We start from the raw sequence: 17,627 nt of genomic DNA, 5'->3' as shown, positions 1-17,627 counted from the left end.
GCTCCCCTGCCCTAGTTCAGCCCTTGTGCGTTGAGTCCGCGCGAGAAATTGAGCGCGGAGGACATCCCCGGCGTCATCGAATTCTGGAGAGTGGACTCGAGCATGATGCTGCGATCGATGATCTGCATGGTGACCTGTAGCTTGTTCGAGAGCTTCACATCCCGCTGGGCGAACTTCTGGCGCGTCGCTGCAATCTGCTGCTTCCACTGATTGGCGGTCGCCTGGTCAAACGTCTGATAATGCGTCTGAGCCTGTTCAACGCGGTCGAGCATGTTGTCCAGCATGGCAGCCAGCAGATCGACGGCCACGATCTCGGAAAGGGTCTCGATCTCGCCGTCGGTCAGCGCGTAGTGCGCGTATGCCTGGACCGCGAGAATCTTGTAGATCGGGACCGTCGCGATGTTCAGAAGCTGCTTCTCGGCCGCATCGAGCGCGGTATCCGTGCGGATCTTGCTGCTCATCGATTTGATCATGCCCGCGATTCGCGGCCGGAGCGCGGACGATGCCGGCACGGTCAGGGTCTGCTCGCCGACATCATAGCAATCGGTGTCATTGCACTTGAGCATCTTGACCGCCGGCGCGTTGGCCGTGCCGTCCAGCAGCGCCGTCACCACCGCTTCCTCCGCCGGACCGAACATCACAACCTTGCCACCCACGGATGGGTCGGTGGAAGGCTGTGTGACGACCGTGCCGACCAGCGTCATGATGTATTCGGAGAAGGACTGATCGAAGGCGCCGAACTTGGCTGACTTCTTCAACGCCTCCCAGGTGTAGTTGTGGGGTTCACCGACAAGCTGATCTTTCATGTTGGCGTCGGTGTTGCCGGCGATCGTGGCGTCCCGTTTGTTGCCGTTGTTGCAGCCCTGGCGGGACGCGGCCCAATCCGAAAAAACGCCCTGGCTGTTGCCGACCGCTTCGCAGATCGTCGAGCGGGTCGAGTCCATTTGCGGCCAGATACCGCCGACCAGCGCCTGTGCGGTTTCGCAGCTCGAGATGTTCATCTGATTGAGCAGCTGGGCCTTCTGGCTGAACTCATCCATGACCTTTCCGATTTCCGGCGACACGGAATCGATGGCGAGCTTGAAGGCAAAACCGAGCGCATTGTTCGCGGTCGCCTTCAGCATCGCGACGATTTCGGAGGCGTTGATGAAGGAGAAGCTGCCGCTGAAGAGATCGATGCCGCCGCAGCCGGCGCGCGCGCTGGGGAGCTGCAGATTGAAGGGCGACACGCTCTTCTGGGGAAAGCGCGTCCAGACGTTGCCGAGCGAATAATAGCCGGCCGATTGCCCCTGGAAAGCCGTTGGTCCGGTGACATTGGCGGCACCGCCGGCGTCGTTGAAGAAGCCGTTCATCTCCGAGGCGACGTCCGCACGGGCCACGCCGATGAAAGCGAAATGCGACGCGGCAACCATCGCCAGGCACGCCGCTATTCTTCTGCCGAGCGGGCGCTGCCGGCCCATTTCTGGTGTCTGCTCCATCAATAGTCGCTCCCCACCTTGGTGTTGGTTAGCATGAAGATGCGATCCATGATCTCGTCGGCGCTGAGCACGCCGTATCCGACCGGAATCGTCCGCTTCGTCTGGGTGTCGAACAGCACAAGCGCTGGCGTCTCGTTGCCGGGCACGCCCATCCGGGCTCGTTGGCCGGAATCGACCACATAGTTGGGGAATTCCCTGTTCGGGCCGCCGTCCATCGAGACGGCCATCACCGTCATCCTGTGGCTGTCGGTGACCGAGCGCAGGATTGGCGCGAACACCTCGCAGGCGCCGCAGCTCTGTGCGTAGAAATAGAACAAGCCATACCGCTGGCCGAGGTTCGTCAGGACCGCATCCCGGTCCGCCTTGCGGTTGTCGAGCCAGAGGCGTTTGCCGACCGTCGAGACCGGCCGCTGCAGTGTGTAGTCGAGATCGGGGTTCTGCCAGAGCGCCCGCTGCCAGGTGTCCGAGAATGTCGATGCGCGGTCGAGCTGCTCACGCTGGAAACGAACATAGGCAATGACGTTGGCCTCGGTCGGCTCGAGGATCGCGCGCGCCTTCAGTTCGTCGAGCTGCTTGCTGATCGCCGCGATCCGATCGGCCGCGCTCATCTGTGGCTCTGGCGTCGTGCTGGACGGGGCGTCGGCCGGCTTGGACCTCACGCAGTAGAACCACTGGCCGAGCTTGCGCTCCCCACAATAGAATTCGTCGGGCACGTCCTGTTCGATCGCATCGCGGGCGCCCGCAGTCTCTTGCGCCCTGAGCGGCACCGCCACGCCGATCGGCGACCCGGCCAGCAGCAGAATCGAAAGCCTAGCGAGTCTTTTCATCGCTGGACGTCCCTTCGTCGAATGGAGCAGATTGCGCGGATGAGGAAGGATGCTGCGGGTGGGCCGCTTGGCCATCCCAGGCTGTGAGGTGGATGCAGCAGTCGAAGTCGCTGGGGGTGGCAGCGGCTCTGCAGCTGTGGGCTGTCACTGGCGCCGCTGGCGGTGAAGCTGCCAGCAACGCGATCAGCGCCGGCAGCTCAAATATGAAGATTGCCATGTTCCAACTCCTCTCTGGTGAGTCTCAGCACGGCCAGCATCAGCGCGACGTCGATCAGCCGCGTTCCCTGATCGAGCAGCTGAATGATGCCCCTGACGAGGAGGCACGCCGCCCGCCTTCCTGCTTCGGCCGGCAAGAGTTTGTCGCCATCAGCGACGAGCCAGCCCCTGGCCCCCATCTTTAAAATGGCCCTGCTCAGGACCTTCCTTGGGACGGCGCATTCGAACCAGGCGCTTAGGGTCTCCAGCACGCCCTCGAACCGCGGTGGATGCTTCGCGCGGTAGGCCGCAAGGAAGATCGCGAGCTCGAGCACCGTCATGTCCCACTCGCAGGTGAGGTCCGCAGTCGAGACGGAGGGGTCATTTGCCGTGAAGGTCATAGTAGGCCTGAATCTTGTCCTGAATGTCGGACATCGTCTGGACCTCATCGGGCAGCTTCGCCGCGTCCATGAAGTCCGAGTAAACGTCGGTGAAATCCATCACCGACAGATCGAGCCTCGCGAATTCATCCACCGTGAAGCCCTGACACTGCTCCTTTTTCGCGCTACCCCATGGCTTGCCGAGCTGTGGGCGCCCCTGCTCTTGCAGGACGCGCGAAAGCTTGCTCTCGAAGCAGCAATAGGCAGTGCGTTTGGTCGAGCAGATCCCGAGGAAGCTCGACGAGCAATAGCTGCCGAGGTTGTGGCAAAGGCCCATCCGGTCCTTGATATCGAGTTTCATCTCGTCCTGACTGCAAGCAAACAGGACGAGAAACGGCGTGGCGAAGGCGGCGATCGCCGCCGGCCCGCCCGCGAGCGCAGCAGCACCGGCACCCAGCGGCACGAGGCCCGACACCTTTCCCGCGCAACAGTTGATCAGGCCGAAAACAGGCTTGTGGCACGTTTCGCGTTTGCCGGTGAAGACCTTGAAGTCGGCCTCGTTGAACTCTTTGCCAGCTTGATCGAGCGCATGAAGCCCGACGAGCGCGTCCCTGAATTCGGTCGACGCCTCGCGGACGATCGGCTCGCAATCGCCGTTGACGCAGTAGACATCATCCCCGCAAATATACTGCTTGTCGCCCCCGACGGGGCTCGACGGGGTCGGGCAGCGGTAGACTTTCTCCGCGACCTTGCAGGGTCCACTCTGCGGGTCATCCAGGCAATCTTCACGGAGGAAGGTGCAGGACCGATTGCCCTCCAAATCCCCGCAATCGTTGCCCGTCGACATGACGTTGCAGGTGAAGCTGCGTTTCCACGCCCAGCACGATTGCGTGACAGGGACGCCATCGATGATCCGGGTCTCGGGGCCTTCTGTGCAGACTTCCCCGGCCGGATCAGCCGTGCACATCGTATCGCCGGCCATGGTTCCGCAACCATCAACCCTTTTGGTCGTCACCTGGGTTTCGGTCGTCTTGGCGTGCCAGCCTTGACCCGTGATCGGGCTTGGAAGGAGGGAGAGATCGGTCAGATTCTCAGAACAGACATATTCGGTCGCGTAATAGTCGTCGCAGAACTTGTTGGTCGAAACGCCGTAAATCCTGTGGGCCTGACAAGCCTGCATCGCGACGCCCGTTGGTCGGCAGACACCTGAAGCCAGATGCGGCGCCATCGCGTCATATCGAGCAAAGGGCGTGCCGTACGCTCCGTTCGGTACGACGAAAAACTTGTACGCGTCGACTGTCGTGGTCTCGGGCACCATGGTGATCGGGCATGATCGCGGCTCCTGCTCGATCTTGGTTCCTTGGTTGCATGTGGCTTCATAATATCCGCTCGTTCCCGAACCCGGGGGGAGGGGCGTGCAGCTTCCGCTGGTGCTGTTGTACGCCTCGCCCGCGAGATAGGCCGACGGGTCGTTTTCGACGGTCGTTGCGCGATTCGTCGTCGCCAGGATCTCGGCGTTGCTGAATGTCGGGCGGGTGCGATCGGCGTCTGTCGTGACGCGGTAACTTTGGTCTGAAGACTTCTGCGCCTGGGCATCCGCGACGAGCTTGTCCGGATCATCATAATAGGTCGTCTGTGGCTGGCTGGTGCCTGTATATCCCGGAACAGCCGCAGCCTGCGCGTCGCTGGACGGAACCAACGAGGAATCGTTCCGCTTCTCCTGCGCCATCGCCCTGCCCTCGGCGCGGGCCTGGTCGACCGTCATGTCTTGCGCGGCGACCGGCTCGGTCATGAGCAGCAGGGCGTACAGTCCGCCCAGGAGGCGTCGGGCGATCATTGCCGGTCGCGCTTCATGTTGGAGAGAGCCACCGCCGCTACGCGGGCGCCTGGGCCGCTGCCGTCCGCGAAGGTCGAGAGCGCATATTCAACCGTCACGTTACCGATCATGCGATCATAGGGCGGCACCTTGGTCTGACAGGCGAAGCCGGCGCACAGATCGAAGTCCGACGAGACCGTGATGTAGGTCGGAACGGCCTGTACATCGAACGCACGAAAAAGTCGGGGATCGATGCCGATGCTGGCGAACTGCCCCTTGTCGACGACCTTGCCGAGCCGTGCGACGAACTCCTTTGCCGAATTGTTCGGAAAGCCTCTGAACACAACTACGCCGCCGGCGCTCGAGGTATCGTGCACGAGCTGCTTCAATGTCGCGTCCGGCATCGACAGGCTGGCGAAGACGATGAACTGCGGCGCCTCCCCGCCCTTCGCGCTCGCATTCTGGGACGCGCCCTTGACGATCTCATCGAAATCGACCGGCCCTGCCGGACCCTTCGGAAGCTCGATCGTCGCAACCTTGCGCATATTTTCGGTGCCGCCGTCGCGCACCTGCGCGGCTTCCTCCCGGAACTGGTCGCCTCGATCCTTGACCTGATCAACGAACGCTTGCGCCTCCGCGGCCAGATCGGCCGAGCGCTTCTTGACCGCCTGGACGTCGACGCCGTCGACGGTCTGGGCGAGCAGCGCGGACACACCGGCGGTGCCCAGGACTGCGAGGATGCCGATGGTGAGATAGCGCATCGTCAGACCCCTAGAGCACGCAGCAATTGCGCTTGCGCCAGACGAGGTAGCCCATGTCCTCGCCGCCGGCGGGATAGGCACGACCGGCGTCGGGCGGCATGGTGGAAGCGCCGATTGCGGAGCAGGCGAAACGCCCGCTCACGGTCGGGATCGGATTGACCATTTGGAAGCGGTACTGCTGCTTCCGCATGATCGGCATGAGGTACTTCTTGCAGAGCCCGGCCGAGCCCATCGTCCCCCAGGCGAGGGCTTCACGGTGCATCTTGAAAGCGAACCGCGAAAGCGCGAGCCGTGAGGATTGGACGTGCCCAATCGAGGAAGGGATGTTGCCGTTGAGCGGATACATCGAGCCCTGACAGCCGGCGCACCAGAATAGCGGATCGAGCGGCAGATGGACGGTGCCGGCGATACAGTCGCCAGCGCAGGCGGCCTGGGCGATTGGGTTGGCGAAGACGATGGCCTCGGGATTGATGAGCGCTGCCAGCGAGTCATCCTGCCAAAGCGGATCGACCTCGGTCATGTAGGCGATGTCGAACGACGCCTGTTCGAAACAGGCGAAGTCGGTGAGGATCTCCATCCAGTAGAGCAGCGGATAAACGTACCAATGGACATGCCATTTGGCCGTGCTCTGCGACCGTCCGCCCACCATCGATGGCCCGGTCAGATAGCCCTGCCCGATGTCGAACCCCGGCGCGATCCGGATGCCGCCGAGGTTGGGGAAGCACCACGGCTTCATCGTCACGTCTGCAAGGCGCGCCGGTTCCCAGAAGCCGACCGATATGCCGATGCGCGGGAGCGGGTCGGCGCAGGCGCAGATCGGAGACGCGGGATTGCTGGGATCGGGGCGGCTGCTCGGCCAGATCTTCAAGGCACCGACAGACAGCGGAAAGAGGCAGGACCAGCAGACATCGGTGATCGGATTGACGAACTTGCCATTGCAGGTCGGCCCGGCCGCAGTTGCCGGCGACGACAGCGCGACCATGGCGAGCAAGAATGCGAAGAGGCCGACGATGCGGCGAAGCCACCGGGTCATTCGACGCCTCCGAGGTCATCGAGGAAAGCTCGGTCGGCGCGCTGCTTTCGGAACAGGTAAAGGCATGTATAAGCGGCGGTCGCGAGCAGGATGAGGGCTGCGCCGATTGGCGCCGCGCGGCCGACCGCGTGGCGCAGCGGCGAGAAGAGACCGGCGACGAGGGCGCAGGTGACGCATAGCGCCTGCCAGGTGAGCCGCATGCGGCGAAGCTTTGGGGTCTCCGGCGCAGCCATCGGTGTGCAAAGCAGATCGAGCCAAAGCGGCATCAGCCGGCCCTCCCCTTCTTCAGCACCTGCTCGGAGACGCGCATCACGCGGCCGTTCTGCTGCACGACAGCGGGCGTGTGCTCTATGCCGAAACGGGAGGTGAGCTTGCCTTCCTGATCGAAGTAGAACCGGCGCTTCCGGTTCGTCATCTCCTCGATCGGCGATCCGCTGACGAAAATGATCTTGGCATTGAGATCGGTGTACCGGCTCGTGGCCCAGGCAATCTGGTCCGCATCGTCGCCATCGACGAACACGAGTGCCTGCTTGATTGCCACGAAGTCGAGCGGATTGATCCGTTGTCCAGCGCGGCCGATGAGATTGCCCTTCTGGTCACGAATATCGTGCTCGAGCTGGACTGTCGGATCATAAGTCCAGTCCCTGGTCTCGGTTGCTAGCGAGAGCCCAGCTACAGGGGTTGGTCGCCGAACTTTCGCTTCGACGCGCTTGGCGAACATCTCGTTGGTGCGCGCGAGTTCGCCGGTCGCTTCGGCGCGCTTCAACCGCGCTTCGATCGTCGAAAGCAGATCCGGCTCGATGACCGGGAAGGCCTGGCCTGTTTGCCCATAGTCACGCGCCTCGATGCGCGCAGGGCTCATGACAAAGGCGGCGATTCCGAGGAGCGCGGCCCCTCCGCCAGCGGCAAGCAGCCGATTCACAGCACAGGCTCCCCGACACCGATAATCTGGCGGCCACAGACGAACCCGATCTCGGCGTAACGGCTGTCGAATCCGTCGCGATGGGGAGACCCAGCATAATAGCAGCCTGACGGGATCACACCGTCCGCGCCCGCCGTCAGCGGCTCGCCGAAGCGCGTGAGCGGCTTCATCCGCCCGACAGGCTTGTCGTTGATCGTCACGACCATTCCGCGGTGCTCGACGACATCGCCTGGCACACCATAGACGATCTTGCCGAACATCTGCGGCTTCGCCCCGAAATGACGGCGCAGAAGCGCGCTCTGCGGCGGGTCGAAAAACAAATAGTCGCCCCGGACCGGCACTTGGTGCCGGCGTATGAGGAAAGCCCAGTTAGGGAGGGAATAGCTCGCGTTGATGAGAAAGACGTGATTATCGCGCCACGCGCTGATCGCGCTCACTGCGCCCGTTCCAACGATGGCGACCCCGAGCAGCGCCCAGAGCCGCTTGCGCGGTCGCCAGCGAGTGATGGGATGCTCATTGGCCGCCGTTGCCATCGGGGCCTCCGAAGGTTGAGACGGACGGTCCTGGAATCTGCCCCTGCACAGTTTGCGGCACCGGCTGCGGTAGCCGCACAGCAGCGGATGGGTCTTGCGGCGAGAGCGCCTGCGCGCCGGCCATTGGGTCAATCTGGCCCGGTATCGCCAGCGCTGCTTGCCGAGAGGCGGCGAGAGCCGATTGCGCGGCCTGCAATTCCTGCATGCGCTGCAATTGCTCGACCGACACACGCTTTGGCTCAGGCGCGCCGGATGCGAACACCGCCTTCTTCAGACTCTCGGTGATATCCGGCACGTTCTTGGTGAGGACTGCCTCGCCTACCAAGACCACCTGGCCGTCCGCGCTCCGGCGCTGCAATTCCTTGTCGAGCGAAGACATGAACGCCCGCATCTCGGCTTGGACCCGATCGGGCGGTGACCCCGAGAATCGTTGAGCCTCGACGTAGTCGCCCACCAGCGCTGACAGCCTGGCCGAGACGATGTGATCTTGCTTCGGCGCAGTGAGCGCGCGCGTGACCCACATGCACCAGATGAACAGCGCCAACACGATCAGGCCGATGATGATCTGCTGCCGGGTGAAGCCTCCGAAGCCGATCCTGCGCGCTCCGCGCGCGGTCTGAGGCGCGGGAGTGGGTGCGGGCGGGAGGTCGAGTTCGGGTTGCTCAGCCATGATCGCGGACCCCTTCCTGCATGCGGTCGGGCAGGATGCGATCCCGGCGGAAGGTGATGACCGCCGCCGAGAGGATCATGTGCGCAATCGCGAAAATGTTGAGAAATGCGCCGGTCCGGGCCTGATCGGCCGCGACATAGCGGGTGGTGAAATTGTTGAGCTGGTGGATGAAGCCGTCGAAGGAAAAACCGCCGATCGCGAGGAAGAACAGGAAGAACAGCCCCCAGGTGATCAACAGCGTGCTGCCCAGGAATCCAAACCCATGGAGCGTGAAGTAGAGGACGGACCGCCATTCGGCCGCCGTCAACCAGACTTTCCGCGCACCGGAGATCGTCACATCGTCAGCGTTCGTCGCCATGATCCTACTCCGCAGCGACCGCGATCTCGTCCGCGTCGACGAGATTGCTCACCCATTTTTCGGGATTGTCGGGAAAGGCGATCCGCTCGATCGCCTCGTCCATGCTCATGCCTTCCGCGATCAGCGCGTCGATCGCAGCGAACGTCCTCGGGCTCGAGGAGAAGAGCGTGGCTGAATAGGGGTCGAGCACGAGGCGGCCGACCGCGAGCGTGTCGGGGCCTTTGATCATGATGTCCGAATATTCGAAGCCATTGCGCTTCAGCGATCGCAGAAGGGCGTCGGTGTAATCGTCCATCTCAAAGCGATCGTGCTTCTTGAAGTCCGCGATCGTCTCCGGCTTTTGCTGCAGGATGACGAACCAGTCCGAGTTCTCGAGCGCGGCGATCGAGCCGGCCGACTTGTAATAATCGTTGAGCGACTGGGTCGCGGTGACCAGAGATGCACCGTATTTTCGGCAAGTGCGAGCATAAGTCTCGATGAAGTCGGCCATCGCGCCGCCACGGAGCATCTGCCAGGCCTCGTCGAGCAGAAGCGCTTTGGGGATTGAGCGATCGAGCTTGCGCATCATCTGTTGCGACATGAACATGATCGCGGTCAGCACGACGCTGCGCAGTTCCTCGCGCGCCGAGAGGTCGGACAGCTCGAACACGGTGAGTTGAGCTTGCAGCTCGAACGAGACTTCACCCTGGAAGAAGCGCCCGTACGTGCCGCCTGACGCGAAGGGCCGCATGGCGATGCCGAGATTGGATGCGAGTGGGTTGCCGGTCGCATCCAGAGCCGCGATCACCAGATCGATCGAACCCTTGCTGCCATGCTCCTCCCAAACCTGGTTGACCGCGCCGTCGATCAGGCCCCGCTCGGTGTCATCGAGCACGTTGATGTGCCGTGACATCTGATTGATGATCGCCTTGAGCATCGCCATGCAGTCGAGGAGGTAGTCTTCGTCCTCTGCCGCTTGGAGTTCGTCGATCATCGAGAAGGGATTGAGGCAGAAGCCCGAGCTCATCGTGAATTCGACGAAGGCGCCACCCTGCAGCTTTGCCGAATGCTCAAACGAGCGGCCGTCGTCGATCACCACCACTTTCGCACCGGCGCCGCAGAGCGAGCCGCACAGCTCCTGGAGCGCGACCGATTTTCCTGAACCCGACTTGCCGAAGACCGCAACATTGTGGTTGCCGGCGGCATTCTCGAACGGGCTCCAGAAGAAAGGTTGGCCGCGCCGGCCGATCAACAGCAAGTGAGGCACATGGCCGCCCAGATATTCGCCCTGAATCGGCGCCAGATTGGCCGCCGTCGTGGTGAGCAGCGTCCGCATCCGCTTCATGCGTTCGAGGTCCTTCGACAGACCGTTGGCCATCGTCATCGGCATCGCGCAGAGCAGCCCCATCACCTGCAGGTAGCGGTCGTCGAGCAGGTCCCAGCCTGCAGCCCGGTAGACCGACTTGAGCACGCGCTCGTTGCTGTCGCCTTTGCCCTTGGGCGAAAAGGCAGTGACGCTGAAGAACACCCGGACGAGCTTGCGACCCTGCCGGATCTCCTCGTTGACGAAGCGCCACTCCTGCGACTGATCGCGCAGCTGCGGCAGGAACTTGGACGACTTGGAATCGGCCAGGCTAGTCGTTCGCATAAACTTGAAGCTGGCCTTGTTGGTCGAGGCCTGGGCGTCGGGAAAATCGATGCACAGATTCGTCGCAACCGGGCACGGCATGCGGAGCTTGTCGGTGAACATGTCGCCGATCAGACGTGCCACATCCCACGGCGCCCAGCGCGTCGGCAAGTTGCGCACGGAGAACGACCGGACATCGAACACGTCGGGATAGATTTCGCCGATCTCCGGGGCACCCTGGACCGTCTTGCCGGTCGGGCGGAAGCGCTCTGTCCGCAGCAACATCCGATCCGGCTCGACCTGCAACTCGATGTCGCGGCGGATCGCCTGGTCCGCGATCGGATCGAGCGGATTGTAACTGACCGCGTCATCGCCGGCGGCGGTGGTCGGCGAGGTGATGTCGTCGATCCATCCGATCAGCGCTACCGGGTCCATCGCGCGCGCCGCGACGTTGATCGACCCAAGCGACGAAATGATCCCCTCCATCACCGAGACGATCTGCTCAACCGACACGCTAGATGATTCCGGGGTCGAGTAGGAAATCGCGACGCGGTGGTTACGGAGGCAGAACGGAGCGTCGGCCGACAGCGACTCCCACACACCGTCCGTCAGGAAGTCGACGCGGTGCTTGGCCATCCGTTCATAGACACCGCGGGCCGAATAGCGCGGAAGATACCATTTCGAGAGCCGCTCGCCGATGCGCGGTGACATCCACTGATGAAACTGGAGACAGCCCGGCGCCGGGACGCCCTCCGACAGGAACTGCGCCAGGATCTCGCCGGTGCGCTCGTCGGCTCCAACCAGTGGCGCCGTCTCGATCACGAACCCGCGCGAAGCGCTGTTGTAGAATATGCCCGTCTTCGGATCGTAGCTGCGATAAGGCAGCCAGTGCGCGAGCATCGGGACCGCGAGATCCGGCTGCTGGGCGTCGGGACGCTTGCTGTCGCCGAAGACGCCGGCGAGGAGATCGTCGAAAAAGCGCCGCGCCATCTCAATTATCCTGCGGCACGGACGCAGGAAAACCTGCGGCGCGGACGACGGGCTTAGCATCTGGCTTGGCTGCGGGCAGCGCCGTCACGCTGGCCGGGCTGGCGCTCGTCGTTTTGGACGTGGCCGACGCTGCGCCTGGGTTACCCGTTTGGCCTACGGACTTCGGCGCTGGTGTGGGTGCATTCGTCGGCTGCGCCCGGCCTCTTTCCGCGGACGGTACGGAGGCTGGGGCGTTGCGGCCCGCCTTGGGGGCTAGGCGAGCCGCAACGTCGGACTTGATCGCTGCTAGCGGATCGGCACTGCGCGCCCGCGCAGCGGCTACCACCGCAGGATCAGGAAGATCTGGATCGATCGCCGCGACATCGACGATCGCAGGGTCGGCGCGATCGACGGCCTCGGCAAGCGATTCCGGCATTGTGCGCATTGAGGATACATTGCGATCAGGAATAAGCGTTGCGGATGCGAGCGACTGTTGCTGCCATTCGCCGCTCTGCACGACCGCGTGGACCGCGCTCATCTCGTGCAATCGCCCGCGCTCATCGATGTAGGGCTGGAAGACGATCCGAAGCACCCGTTCCTGGGTACGCCGCGCATCGCCGAGCTCAACAGGCACGATCTGCCTGGTCGCAGCGGTCCGCGACGCCCGCGCCTTCGGGCGGGTTTCCATATAGGGCCCGGCGGGCACCGCGTCGCCGCCACTCTGACCTGCGATCATCGCCAGCGCGCGATCATCAATCGATGAGGAGGGCGCGCAGATGCCATCGGGGGCGGCGCATGAGAAGCTGCCTCGCACGTTGCTCCCGAACGTCGCGCACCCACTGAGCACCGTCAGCGCTGCCAGACCGGCCGATCCGAGTACGATCGGCGCTCGGCGGGATCGATCCAGACGCCGGCTCACGACTTCGCCCCCTTGAGCCAGGCTTCGAGAAACTCCTTCGGCCGATAGCCTTCGAGGATTGCGCCGTCGCTGCGAACGATGACCGGCGTCGCGTTCAGGCCATTTTTCTGGGCGAATTTCTCATTGGCATCGAGGCCCTTGGTGTCGCACGCAGTTGGCGCCTTGAACGGCTCACCCGCATAAGCGGCGTGAAGCGCCTGTTCCTGGTTTTTGGAACAGTAGACGCGATCGGCAATGTCTCGGCTGCCGAGGACCGAGATCGGCCGCTCGACCACCTTTACGTCCATGCCGCGCAAGACATTGGTGAGCGCGCGGCAATAGCCGCAGCGGAAATCCGTGAAGATGGTGACGGTCTGTTTGGCCGCCTTATTGCCCCAAACGATCGCGCCCTCGCTCGGCAAGCCGGTCAGGTTGAGCATGGCCGGGCGCGCGGGGAGCGTAGTCCGCCCGCTGCCGCCCGCTGCCGCCGTGACCTCGCCCCCGCCCTCCTCACCGCCGGAGGCCGCCGCGGCATTTGCCTTCGCAGCCCCGCCGACCAGCATGTCGGGGTTGATCTCGAGAAGCCGTGCCGCTGTGAGATCCTGGCGCGTCTCCATGTCGTAGACGCGGCCGATGATGAGATAGCGGGCACCGTGGTTGACGTAGAAGAGGTTCGCGCCCGCGGTCACCTCGCAGAGCCCTTCGATCTTCTCGCAGTTGACCTTGGAGACTTCCGTCTTCGGAAGGCGCGCCTTCAGGAGGCCCGTAACCTTCACCTCGTCTGGACCCGCCACATCAGCCGCCAGTGCGATGCTGGCCACGCCGATCGCGCCAATCGCCGCCAGGACGGGAGCGCGCCGCGTGAAAAGGCGCAGCTTACGCAGTCGATCAATTGCGGACATACACACCCTCCAGGAAGACGATTTCGACATCGATGCCGGTCGGCATCTCGATCACAGGCTGATATTGCTCGGCGCGCTCGATCAGATATTTCGAGACGTCCTTGCCGGACTCCGCAGCACCGCCGCCGAGCGCGCGCAGGCCGACGCTGCCAAAATTGGGCGTGCGGTTGATGCTGCCCTCGCCGTCATTGGCGATGGTCGCCAAGGGCTGGTTGAAGGCGGTGTTGAGTGCGTTGCCGCCGCCACTGACCAAGCCTGCCAGGAACGCCTGCATCGCGAGGGATCCCTCGCGGCTGACGACGCGCCCACGCACGCCGGTCTTGCCGCCGAAGGCGATGAACCCCTTCACCTCGGACACCGCGTAACGACCACCAGGTTGTGGGCAGGTCATCTTCTGAAGCTTGACGTAGACCTTCTCGCTCGAAAGATCGCCGCGCGCCGCGCCATTGATGAGGCACCCCTCGATCTTCGTCGTGAGGAGCTTGCCGTTCTGGTAGACCGAGCGTGCTGGCCCTGTGACGCGAAGCACCACGGGCAACGGGTCGGTCTGGCTGTTGACCCCAGCGCTGGCGTCAACGCCGACGATCACCCTGGCGCTCGCAAAGCTGTTCGGCGGCAGATAATTGATACTATCGCTATAGGTCGTGGTGCCCTTCGCGACGCGCGTGGCCGTGCCGGTGTCTGCCGTCTGAAAGCTGACCATCTTAACCTCGGCGCCGCTGCTGATGGGCATCGGTCGCCCAGCGGGGCCGGCGTCGGGGCGTTGGTAATTCTGGACGCCATTCGGGCCGTACATGGCAGAAGGACCGGGTGGCGGCGGGGGCGGCGCGGTCTTGGAAGCGACCTGCCGCCTCAGCTGATCATTCTCCGCCTGATAGGCAGAAAGCACCCGCGCGCCGTCGGCGCGCATCGCCTGATTCTCGCCTTTCAGCAGCTCGAGTTGCTGGGCGAGCTGGTCGACCCGTTGCTGCTGCCCGTTGACCGACTTCAGCTGGTTTTCGACCGACTGCATCTGGTTTTCCGAGAGCGCCATCCACTCTTGCTGGTTGAGGTTCTTGTTGACCATGTCCTTGGTCGAGACTTCGACCTTGGCTGCATCGCTGTCGGTGGACGCAGATTTTCCGCCGTCATCGCCGAAGATCCAAAACGAGGAGGCGACGAGCCCGACGCCGGCGACGCCCGCGAGCAACAATCGCTGCCTTTTGCGAACGCTCTCGTTCGCGGTCAGATCGCTAGAGACGGGAGAGACGCCCTCCTCTTCTGGTCCTCCATCGAGGGGCGCGCGCTTGCGCCGGAAGATGTCGGCCAAAGCCATGTCACTGCCTCCCGTTTTGCGAGACGAGATAGGCCGTCGTGACCTTCCCCGGATCGAGCTTCGGCTCCGCGATCGACACCGCCAGCGCGCTCGACGGTGCCACGGTCGCTTCCGTCAGCGTGACCGGCGCCGGTCCCTTGTTCTCGATGCGAAGGACGCGGCCGGTCAGATCGGAGCCGCGATATTCGGCGATCATCTGGACCTTCAGCGTGCCGACATAGACCGGCCGGAGCGCCCGCTGCCGCATCTCGTAGCCGTCGACGACGCTGTTCGAATACATCGCCTGCACGAGCTCGACGGCCGTCTCTTGCGGATTAGCCGCTACCACTTGTGGCGGCGCGTCGGCGGCCTTGTCCTTCGCGATCGCCGGGTTCGAGATGAACACCTGGACCGCCTGCTCGCCCGCGATGCGACAGACGAACTTGTAGACGTAGCCCCGCTTGCTGGTGGCGAAGAAAGAGAGCGCCTGCCGGCCGAACCCCTCGGGCACCGAGAGGTAGATGTCGCCACGCACCGGCTCGTTCACGACCGAGAAATCGTCGGAGGGATTGCCCGTCGAGATCTTCGAGACCGAGGCGAATTCATCTTCGACGAGGCTGATCCTGGTAAGGTCTTTGGCCGAAGCGGCGCAGTCGACCTGGCTGCCGTCGGACGCCATCACCGTCTGGTCGGCCCAAGCCGGCTCCGCGATGAGGAAGAAGGATAACGCTACGAGCGAGGCACCGATGATGCGGCTCAGATAGCAGCAATAGCGGGAGAGGAAGACGGCGCCGGTCGCGGCGCTGCCAATGGCGTAGACCGACATCACTGATCCTTTTCCTTGCCGGTCTGCATCATTCCAAAGCCAACAAGCTTCAGGGACAGTCCGGAATATTGCCAATCGAAGCGGAAGGTCCGGCGCTCGTTGGAGACGACCTTGTTCCCGACGATCGTGTGCAGATCCCCGGTCACGGTGGACCACAGGTTCTTCGGGTCGATTTCCATCGTCTGGATCGTGAAGAACTGCGCGATCGAGGAGCCGCGCTGCTCGTTGACGATCTTCATGAGGTCGCCGCGGATCTTCCCTTGCGCGCTCGGCGCAGTGATCTCGAGGACCGACTTCATCCAATATTCGAGGTTGGAAGGGCTGCGATCGAGGGTCAGCACCGCTGTGTCACGAGTGATCAGCTCGAGATACTCGCGGGAGACTCCTGCGCTGTTGACCGCCAATGGCCGCGTCAGGATTGGTTGCAGGACGACTTCGCGGTCGCGTGTCGCAGTGACCAAGAGCAAGATGCCGGAGAGGACGCCCAGGATCACCGATACGATCACGAGGAGATTACGCTGCCTAAGGACGCGTTGGCTGTGGGCGTGGGTGTAGGTGATCTCCATCTTACCCGGCCATCAGTCGGAGATAAGAGGGTGGCGTGGCCTTCATGCCGGTGAACCCGGCCGGAAGATGCCAGTAGGCCAGATGGAGGAGCCAAGACGTCGCCCGCCCTGCCTTAGCCTTCTTCAGTCCCCACCAGCCCGCACCCGAAAGCACGACGCCAATGAGAATGTGCTGAGACAGGATTCCCCAGACGAACGGGATAACCATCGCCAGGAATTCATCTATCGTCCACAGCCCGATTAGCTCAGGATCGTCTAGATGAGACGGTATGACGTACTTGTCCGCGGCCATTGCACCACCCTCCCCAAAAGCCGGCCGGATCTGCTATTCCGACCGACCGTCGGATCCTTCAGATCGTTGCCGTGACGGTGGAGGTGACGATCGGAATGCCGGTGCCGGCGCCGACACCGACGCCCACCGGGATCGCGATCTGGCCCATCGAAAAGCGACCCGAGGCCAGCGCCACGATGCCGCCGGCAAGCGAAAGGACTGTGATGATCTTCCCGCCCGAGCCTTCGAGGAAATCGGTGAACTTCGTCAGCGCGGTGTCGAAAGTGGTATCGGCGCCGGCGAATGCCGGACCGGCGAACATGAACAGAGCGAGCGCGAGTGCGATGAGGGCGAGGACCGCCAGCTCCGCACGACCGCTGTACTTGAGGACAGACTGCATGAGAGTTTCCCTTCAAACGGAACGCGACTGATCCGCGCCCAATCGAAGGGTGATCTCGGCAAGTGACGGGCCGCAACGAAGTTCCCGACGGCGCTATGTTCGAGTCGAACATTATTTGAGTCTGATCGGGTCTTGCCCCGGACGACGGGGCGACCTGCCCCAGGGAGCGGGGCGGGTCGCCCTGCATATTGGGGCAGGCCGCCCTATTTTCCGGGGCACTGCACTTTTCGATTCGGCACACGTCCCGAAAATTGCGATTAACGATTTTGAAGGTTAGATTCGCTAACCGGAGTCGCGGGAAAGCCGTCAGCCGGGCTCAATCGGGATTACGATAGGGAACATCAGCGACGCCGATAAAGGATTGCCTGGTGCAGGTCCGATGACACGAGATCAATGCATCCTCGCGCTCGATATTTCGGAGCATCTTTTCAAGCTGTCGACGGAGTGCCTGCGTCTGCGCTCGAACGAAACGAGGCGCTATCAGACGCTCGAAAGCCTTCTCGCGGACAGGATGGGCCTGCCGTGCGTGCTGGAAGACCACGCACCGGAGACGATACGCGAACATCTGTCGGCGATCCCTACAACCGGCGATATCCGCATCGATCTCACAATTACCAGATCAAGTGCCGATTGCCTCGACGCAGTGAAGCAGCTCCTATCCGACGGCTTGGGGTCCGAAATCACTCTGAGCGATACGCTTTCGGTCATGCTGTTTCATTATGTCGTGGGGCAAAAAACGGCGCGCATTCTTCAGCGGATAGGCCTTGAATGCTCGCATGACAGTACTGGAATAGCGGCGGACAGCAAAGATGCGCCCGCCGATAACGTAGTTCCGCTCAGATAGTTACACCCTGGTTTTGCTGCTGGTGCACAAAGATACAGTGGCTTGCTAAGTTGCCGCCTCTGTGTTTCGTTTTCAGCG

The 17,627-nt window shown here is 62.9% G+C and carries 20 protein-coding genes; 1 reads left to right on the top strand and 19 read right to left on the bottom strand.

What is annotated here, in order from left to right; translation table 11 throughout:
• Nucleotides 1-11 precede the first annotated feature (11 nt).
• From PX554_RS20820 to PX554_RS20730, 19 genes are all read right to left on the bottom strand, one after another.
• The gene (locus PX554_RS20820; protein WP_275504440.1) at nucleotides 12-1,412 is read right to left on the bottom strand and encodes a conjugal transfer protein TraH; all 1,401 of its coding nucleotides are present in this window, start codon (nucleotides 1,410-1,412) and stop codon (nucleotides 12-14) included.
• A gap of 65 nt (nucleotides 1,413-1,477) precedes the next feature.
• The gene (locus PX554_RS20815; protein WP_275504400.1) at nucleotides 1,478-2,305 is read right to left on the bottom strand and encodes a conjugal transfer protein TraF; all 828 of its coding nucleotides are present in this window, start codon (nucleotides 2,303-2,305) and stop codon (nucleotides 1,478-1,480) included.
• 197 nt (nucleotides 2,306-2,502) lie between these two features.
• Nucleotides 2,503-2,841, bottom strand: a complete 339-nt coding sequence (locus PX554_RS20810; RefSeq protein WP_275504399.1) for a hypothetical protein — start codon at nucleotides 2,839-2,841, stop codon at nucleotides 2,503-2,505.
• A gap of 40 nt (nucleotides 2,842-2,881) precedes the next feature.
• Nucleotides 2,882-4,717 carry a conjugal transfer protein TraN gene (locus tag PX554_RS20805; RefSeq protein WP_275504398.1) on the bottom strand — a complete coding sequence of 612 codons (1,836 nt, stop codon included), beginning with the start codon at nucleotides 4,715-4,717 and terminating at the stop codon, nucleotides 2,882-2,884.
• On the bottom strand, nucleotides 4,714-5,457 hold the full coding sequence (trbC, locus tag PX554_RS20800; RefSeq protein ID WP_275504397.1) for a type-F conjugative transfer system pilin assembly protein TrbC: 744 nt from the start codon (nucleotides 5,455-5,457) through the stop codon (nucleotides 4,714-4,716). Before trbC ends, PX554_RS20805 begins: the two co-directional genes overlap by 4 nt.
• A 10-nt stretch (nucleotides 5,458-5,467) precedes the next feature.
• Nucleotides 5,468-6,490 (bottom strand): conjugal transfer pilus assembly protein TraU, encoded by a 1,023-nt coding sequence (gene traU / locus PX554_RS20795; protein WP_275504396.1) that lies wholly within the window; start codon nucleotides 6,488-6,490, stop codon nucleotides 5,468-5,470.
• Nucleotides 6,487-6,756: a hypothetical protein gene (locus tag PX554_RS20790; protein WP_275504395.1), complete on the bottom strand. Its 270-nt coding sequence runs from the start codon at nucleotides 6,754-6,756 to the stop codon at nucleotides 6,487-6,489. Before PX554_RS20790 ends, traU begins: the two co-directional genes overlap by 4 nt.
• Nucleotides 6,756-7,412 carry a type-F conjugative transfer system protein TraW gene (gene traW / locus PX554_RS20785; protein ID WP_275504394.1) on the bottom strand — a complete coding sequence of 219 codons (657 nt, stop codon included), beginning with the start codon at nucleotides 7,410-7,412 and terminating at the stop codon, nucleotides 6,756-6,758. The genes PX554_RS20790 and traW overlap by 1 nt, the downstream gene beginning before the upstream one ends.
• Nucleotides 7,409-7,945, bottom strand: coding sequence for a S26 family signal peptidase (locus tag PX554_RS20780; protein ID WP_275504393.1), 537 nt, complete (start codon nucleotides 7,943-7,945; stop codon nucleotides 7,409-7,411). Before PX554_RS20780 ends, traW begins: the two co-directional genes overlap by 4 nt.
• The gene (locus PX554_RS20775) at nucleotides 7,926-8,615 is read right to left on the bottom strand and encodes a TrbI F-type domain-containing protein (RefSeq protein ID WP_275504392.1); all 690 of its coding nucleotides are present in this window, start codon (nucleotides 8,613-8,615) and stop codon (nucleotides 7,926-7,928) included. The genes PX554_RS20780 and PX554_RS20775 overlap by 20 nt, the downstream gene beginning before the upstream one ends.
• Nucleotides 8,608-8,973: a hypothetical protein gene (locus tag PX554_RS20770; RefSeq protein ID WP_275504391.1), complete on the bottom strand. Its 366-nt coding sequence runs from the start codon at nucleotides 8,971-8,973 to the stop codon at nucleotides 8,608-8,610. Before PX554_RS20770 ends, PX554_RS20775 begins: the two co-directional genes overlap by 8 nt.
• Before the next feature lie 4 nt (nucleotides 8,974-8,977).
• Nucleotides 8,978-11,569: a type IV secretion system protein TraC gene (gene traC / locus PX554_RS20765; RefSeq protein ID WP_275504390.1), complete on the bottom strand. Its 2,592-nt coding sequence runs from the start codon at nucleotides 11,567-11,569 to the stop codon at nucleotides 8,978-8,980.
• A gap of 1 nt (nucleotide 11,570) precedes the next feature.
• Nucleotides 11,571-12,467: a TraV family lipoprotein gene (locus PX554_RS20760; RefSeq protein ID WP_275504389.1), complete on the bottom strand. Its 897-nt coding sequence runs from the start codon at nucleotides 12,465-12,467 to the stop codon at nucleotides 11,571-11,573.
• On the bottom strand, nucleotides 12,464-13,348 hold the full coding sequence (locus PX554_RS20755) for a DsbC family protein (protein WP_275504439.1): 885 nt from the start codon (nucleotides 13,346-13,348) through the stop codon (nucleotides 12,464-12,466). The genes PX554_RS20760 and PX554_RS20755 overlap by 4 nt, the downstream gene beginning before the upstream one ends.
• Nucleotides 13,335-14,663 (bottom strand): TraB/VirB10 family protein, encoded by a 1,329-nt coding sequence (locus PX554_RS20750; RefSeq protein WP_275504388.1) that lies wholly within the window; start codon nucleotides 14,661-14,663, stop codon nucleotides 13,335-13,337. The genes PX554_RS20755 and PX554_RS20750 overlap by 14 nt, the downstream gene beginning before the upstream one ends.
• Nucleotide 14,664: 1 nt before the next feature.
• Nucleotides 14,665-15,468 (bottom strand): type-F conjugative transfer system secretin TraK, encoded by an 804-nt coding sequence (locus PX554_RS20745; protein ID WP_420833475.1) that lies wholly within the window; start codon nucleotides 15,466-15,468, stop codon nucleotides 14,665-14,667.
• The gene (locus PX554_RS20740; RefSeq protein WP_275504386.1) at nucleotides 15,468-16,034 is read right to left on the bottom strand and encodes a type IV conjugative transfer system protein TraE; all 567 of its coding nucleotides are present in this window, start codon (nucleotides 16,032-16,034) and stop codon (nucleotides 15,468-15,470) included. The genes PX554_RS20745 and PX554_RS20740 overlap by 1 nt, the downstream gene beginning before the upstream one ends.
• Nucleotide 16,035: 1 nt before the next feature.
• Complete coding sequence (gene traL / locus PX554_RS20735; RefSeq protein ID WP_137788430.1) at nucleotides 16,036-16,326, bottom strand: type IV conjugative transfer system protein TraL; 291 nt, start codon at nucleotides 16,324-16,326, stop codon at nucleotides 16,036-16,038.
• A 58-nt stretch (nucleotides 16,327-16,384) separates the two neighbouring features.
• Nucleotides 16,385-16,705, bottom strand: coding sequence for a TrbC/VirB2 family protein (locus PX554_RS20730; RefSeq protein WP_100284635.1), 321 nt, complete (start codon nucleotides 16,703-16,705; stop codon nucleotides 16,385-16,387).
• A 379-nt stretch (nucleotides 16,706-17,084) separates the two neighbouring features.
• Here PX554_RS20730 and PX554_RS20725 point away from each other — a divergent pair, with 379 nt between their 5' ends.
• Complete coding sequence (locus PX554_RS20725; protein ID WP_275504385.1) at nucleotides 17,085-17,549, top strand: hypothetical protein; 465 nt, start codon at nucleotides 17,085-17,087, stop codon at nucleotides 17,547-17,549.
• Nucleotides 17,550-17,627 lie beyond the last annotated feature (78 nt).

Source organism: Sphingomonas pollutisoli (genome assembly GCF_029167165.1).
Classification (GTDB): Bacteria; Pseudomonadota; Alphaproteobacteria; order Sphingomonadales; family Sphingomonadaceae; genus Sphingomonas; species Sphingomonas pollutisoli.
The sequence above is the reverse complement of the archived record's forward strand: the minus strand, read 5'-3'. Positions and strand labels throughout refer to the sequence as shown.

Bases quoted from the DNA above. Each gene is read 5' to 3' on its own strand.
- PX554_RS20820 (WP_275504440.1), bottom strand. From the start codon at position 1,412: ATGGTTGCCGCGTCGCATTTCGCTTTCATCGGCGTGGCCCGTGCGGAC.
- PX554_RS20815 (WP_275504400.1), bottom strand. From the start codon at position 2,305: ATGAAAAGACTCGCTAGGCTTTCGATTCTGCTGCTGGCCGGGTCGCCG.
- PX554_RS20810 (WP_275504399.1), bottom strand. From the start codon at position 2,841: ATGACGGTGCTCGAGCTCGCGATCTTCCTTGCGGCCTACCGCGCGAAG.
- PX554_RS20805 (WP_275504398.1), bottom strand. From the start codon at position 4,717: ATGATCGCCCGACGCCTCCTGGGCGGACTGTACGCCCTGCTGCTCATG.
- trbC (WP_275504397.1), bottom strand. From the start codon at position 5,457: ATGCGCTATCTCACCATCGGCATCCTCGCAGTCCTGGGCACCGCCGGT.
- traU (WP_275504396.1), bottom strand. From the start codon at position 6,490: ATGACCCGGTGGCTTCGCCGCATCGTCGGCCTCTTCGCATTCTTGCTC.
- PX554_RS20790 (WP_275504395.1), bottom strand. From the start codon at position 6,756: ATGCCGCTTTGGCTCGATCTGCTTTGCACACCGATGGCTGCGCCGGAG.
- PX554_RS20780 (WP_275504393.1), bottom strand. From the start codon at position 7,945: ATGGCAACGGCGGCCAATGAGCATCCCATCACTCGCTGGCGACCGCGC.
- PX554_RS20775 (WP_275504392.1), bottom strand. From the start codon at position 8,615: ATGGCTGAGCAACCCGAACTCGACCTCCCGCCCGCACCCACTCCCGCG.
- PX554_RS20770 (WP_275504391.1), bottom strand. From the start codon at position 8,973: ATGGCGACGAACGCTGACGATGTGACGATCTCCGGTGCGCGGAAAGTC.
- traC (WP_275504390.1), bottom strand. From the start codon at position 11,569: ATGGCGCGGCGCTTTTTCGACGATCTCCTCGCCGGCGTCTTCGGCGAC.
- PX554_RS20755 (WP_275504439.1), bottom strand. From the start codon at position 13,348: ATGTCCGCAATTGATCGACTGCGTAAGCTGCGCCTTTTCACGCGGCGC.
- PX554_RS20750 (WP_275504388.1), bottom strand. From the start codon at position 14,663: ATGGCTTTGGCCGACATCTTCCGGCGCAAGCGCGCGCCCCTCGATGGA.
- PX554_RS20745 (WP_420833475.1), bottom strand. From the start codon at position 15,468: ATGTCGGTCTACGCCATTGGCAGCGCCGCGACCGGCGCCGTCTTCCTC.
- PX554_RS20740 (WP_275504386.1), bottom strand. From the start codon at position 16,034: ATGGAGATCACCTACACCCACGCCCACAGCCAACGCGTCCTTAGGCAG.
- traL (WP_137788430.1), bottom strand. From the start codon at position 16,326: ATGGCCGCGGACAAGTACGTCATACCGTCTCATCTAGACGATCCTGAG.
- PX554_RS20730 (WP_100284635.1), bottom strand. From the start codon at position 16,705: ATGCAGTCTGTCCTCAAGTACAGCGGTCGTGCGGAGCTGGCGGTCCTC.
- PX554_RS20725 (WP_275504385.1), top strand. From the start codon at position 17,085: ATGACACGAGATCAATGCATCCTCGCGCTCGATATTTCGGAGCATCTT.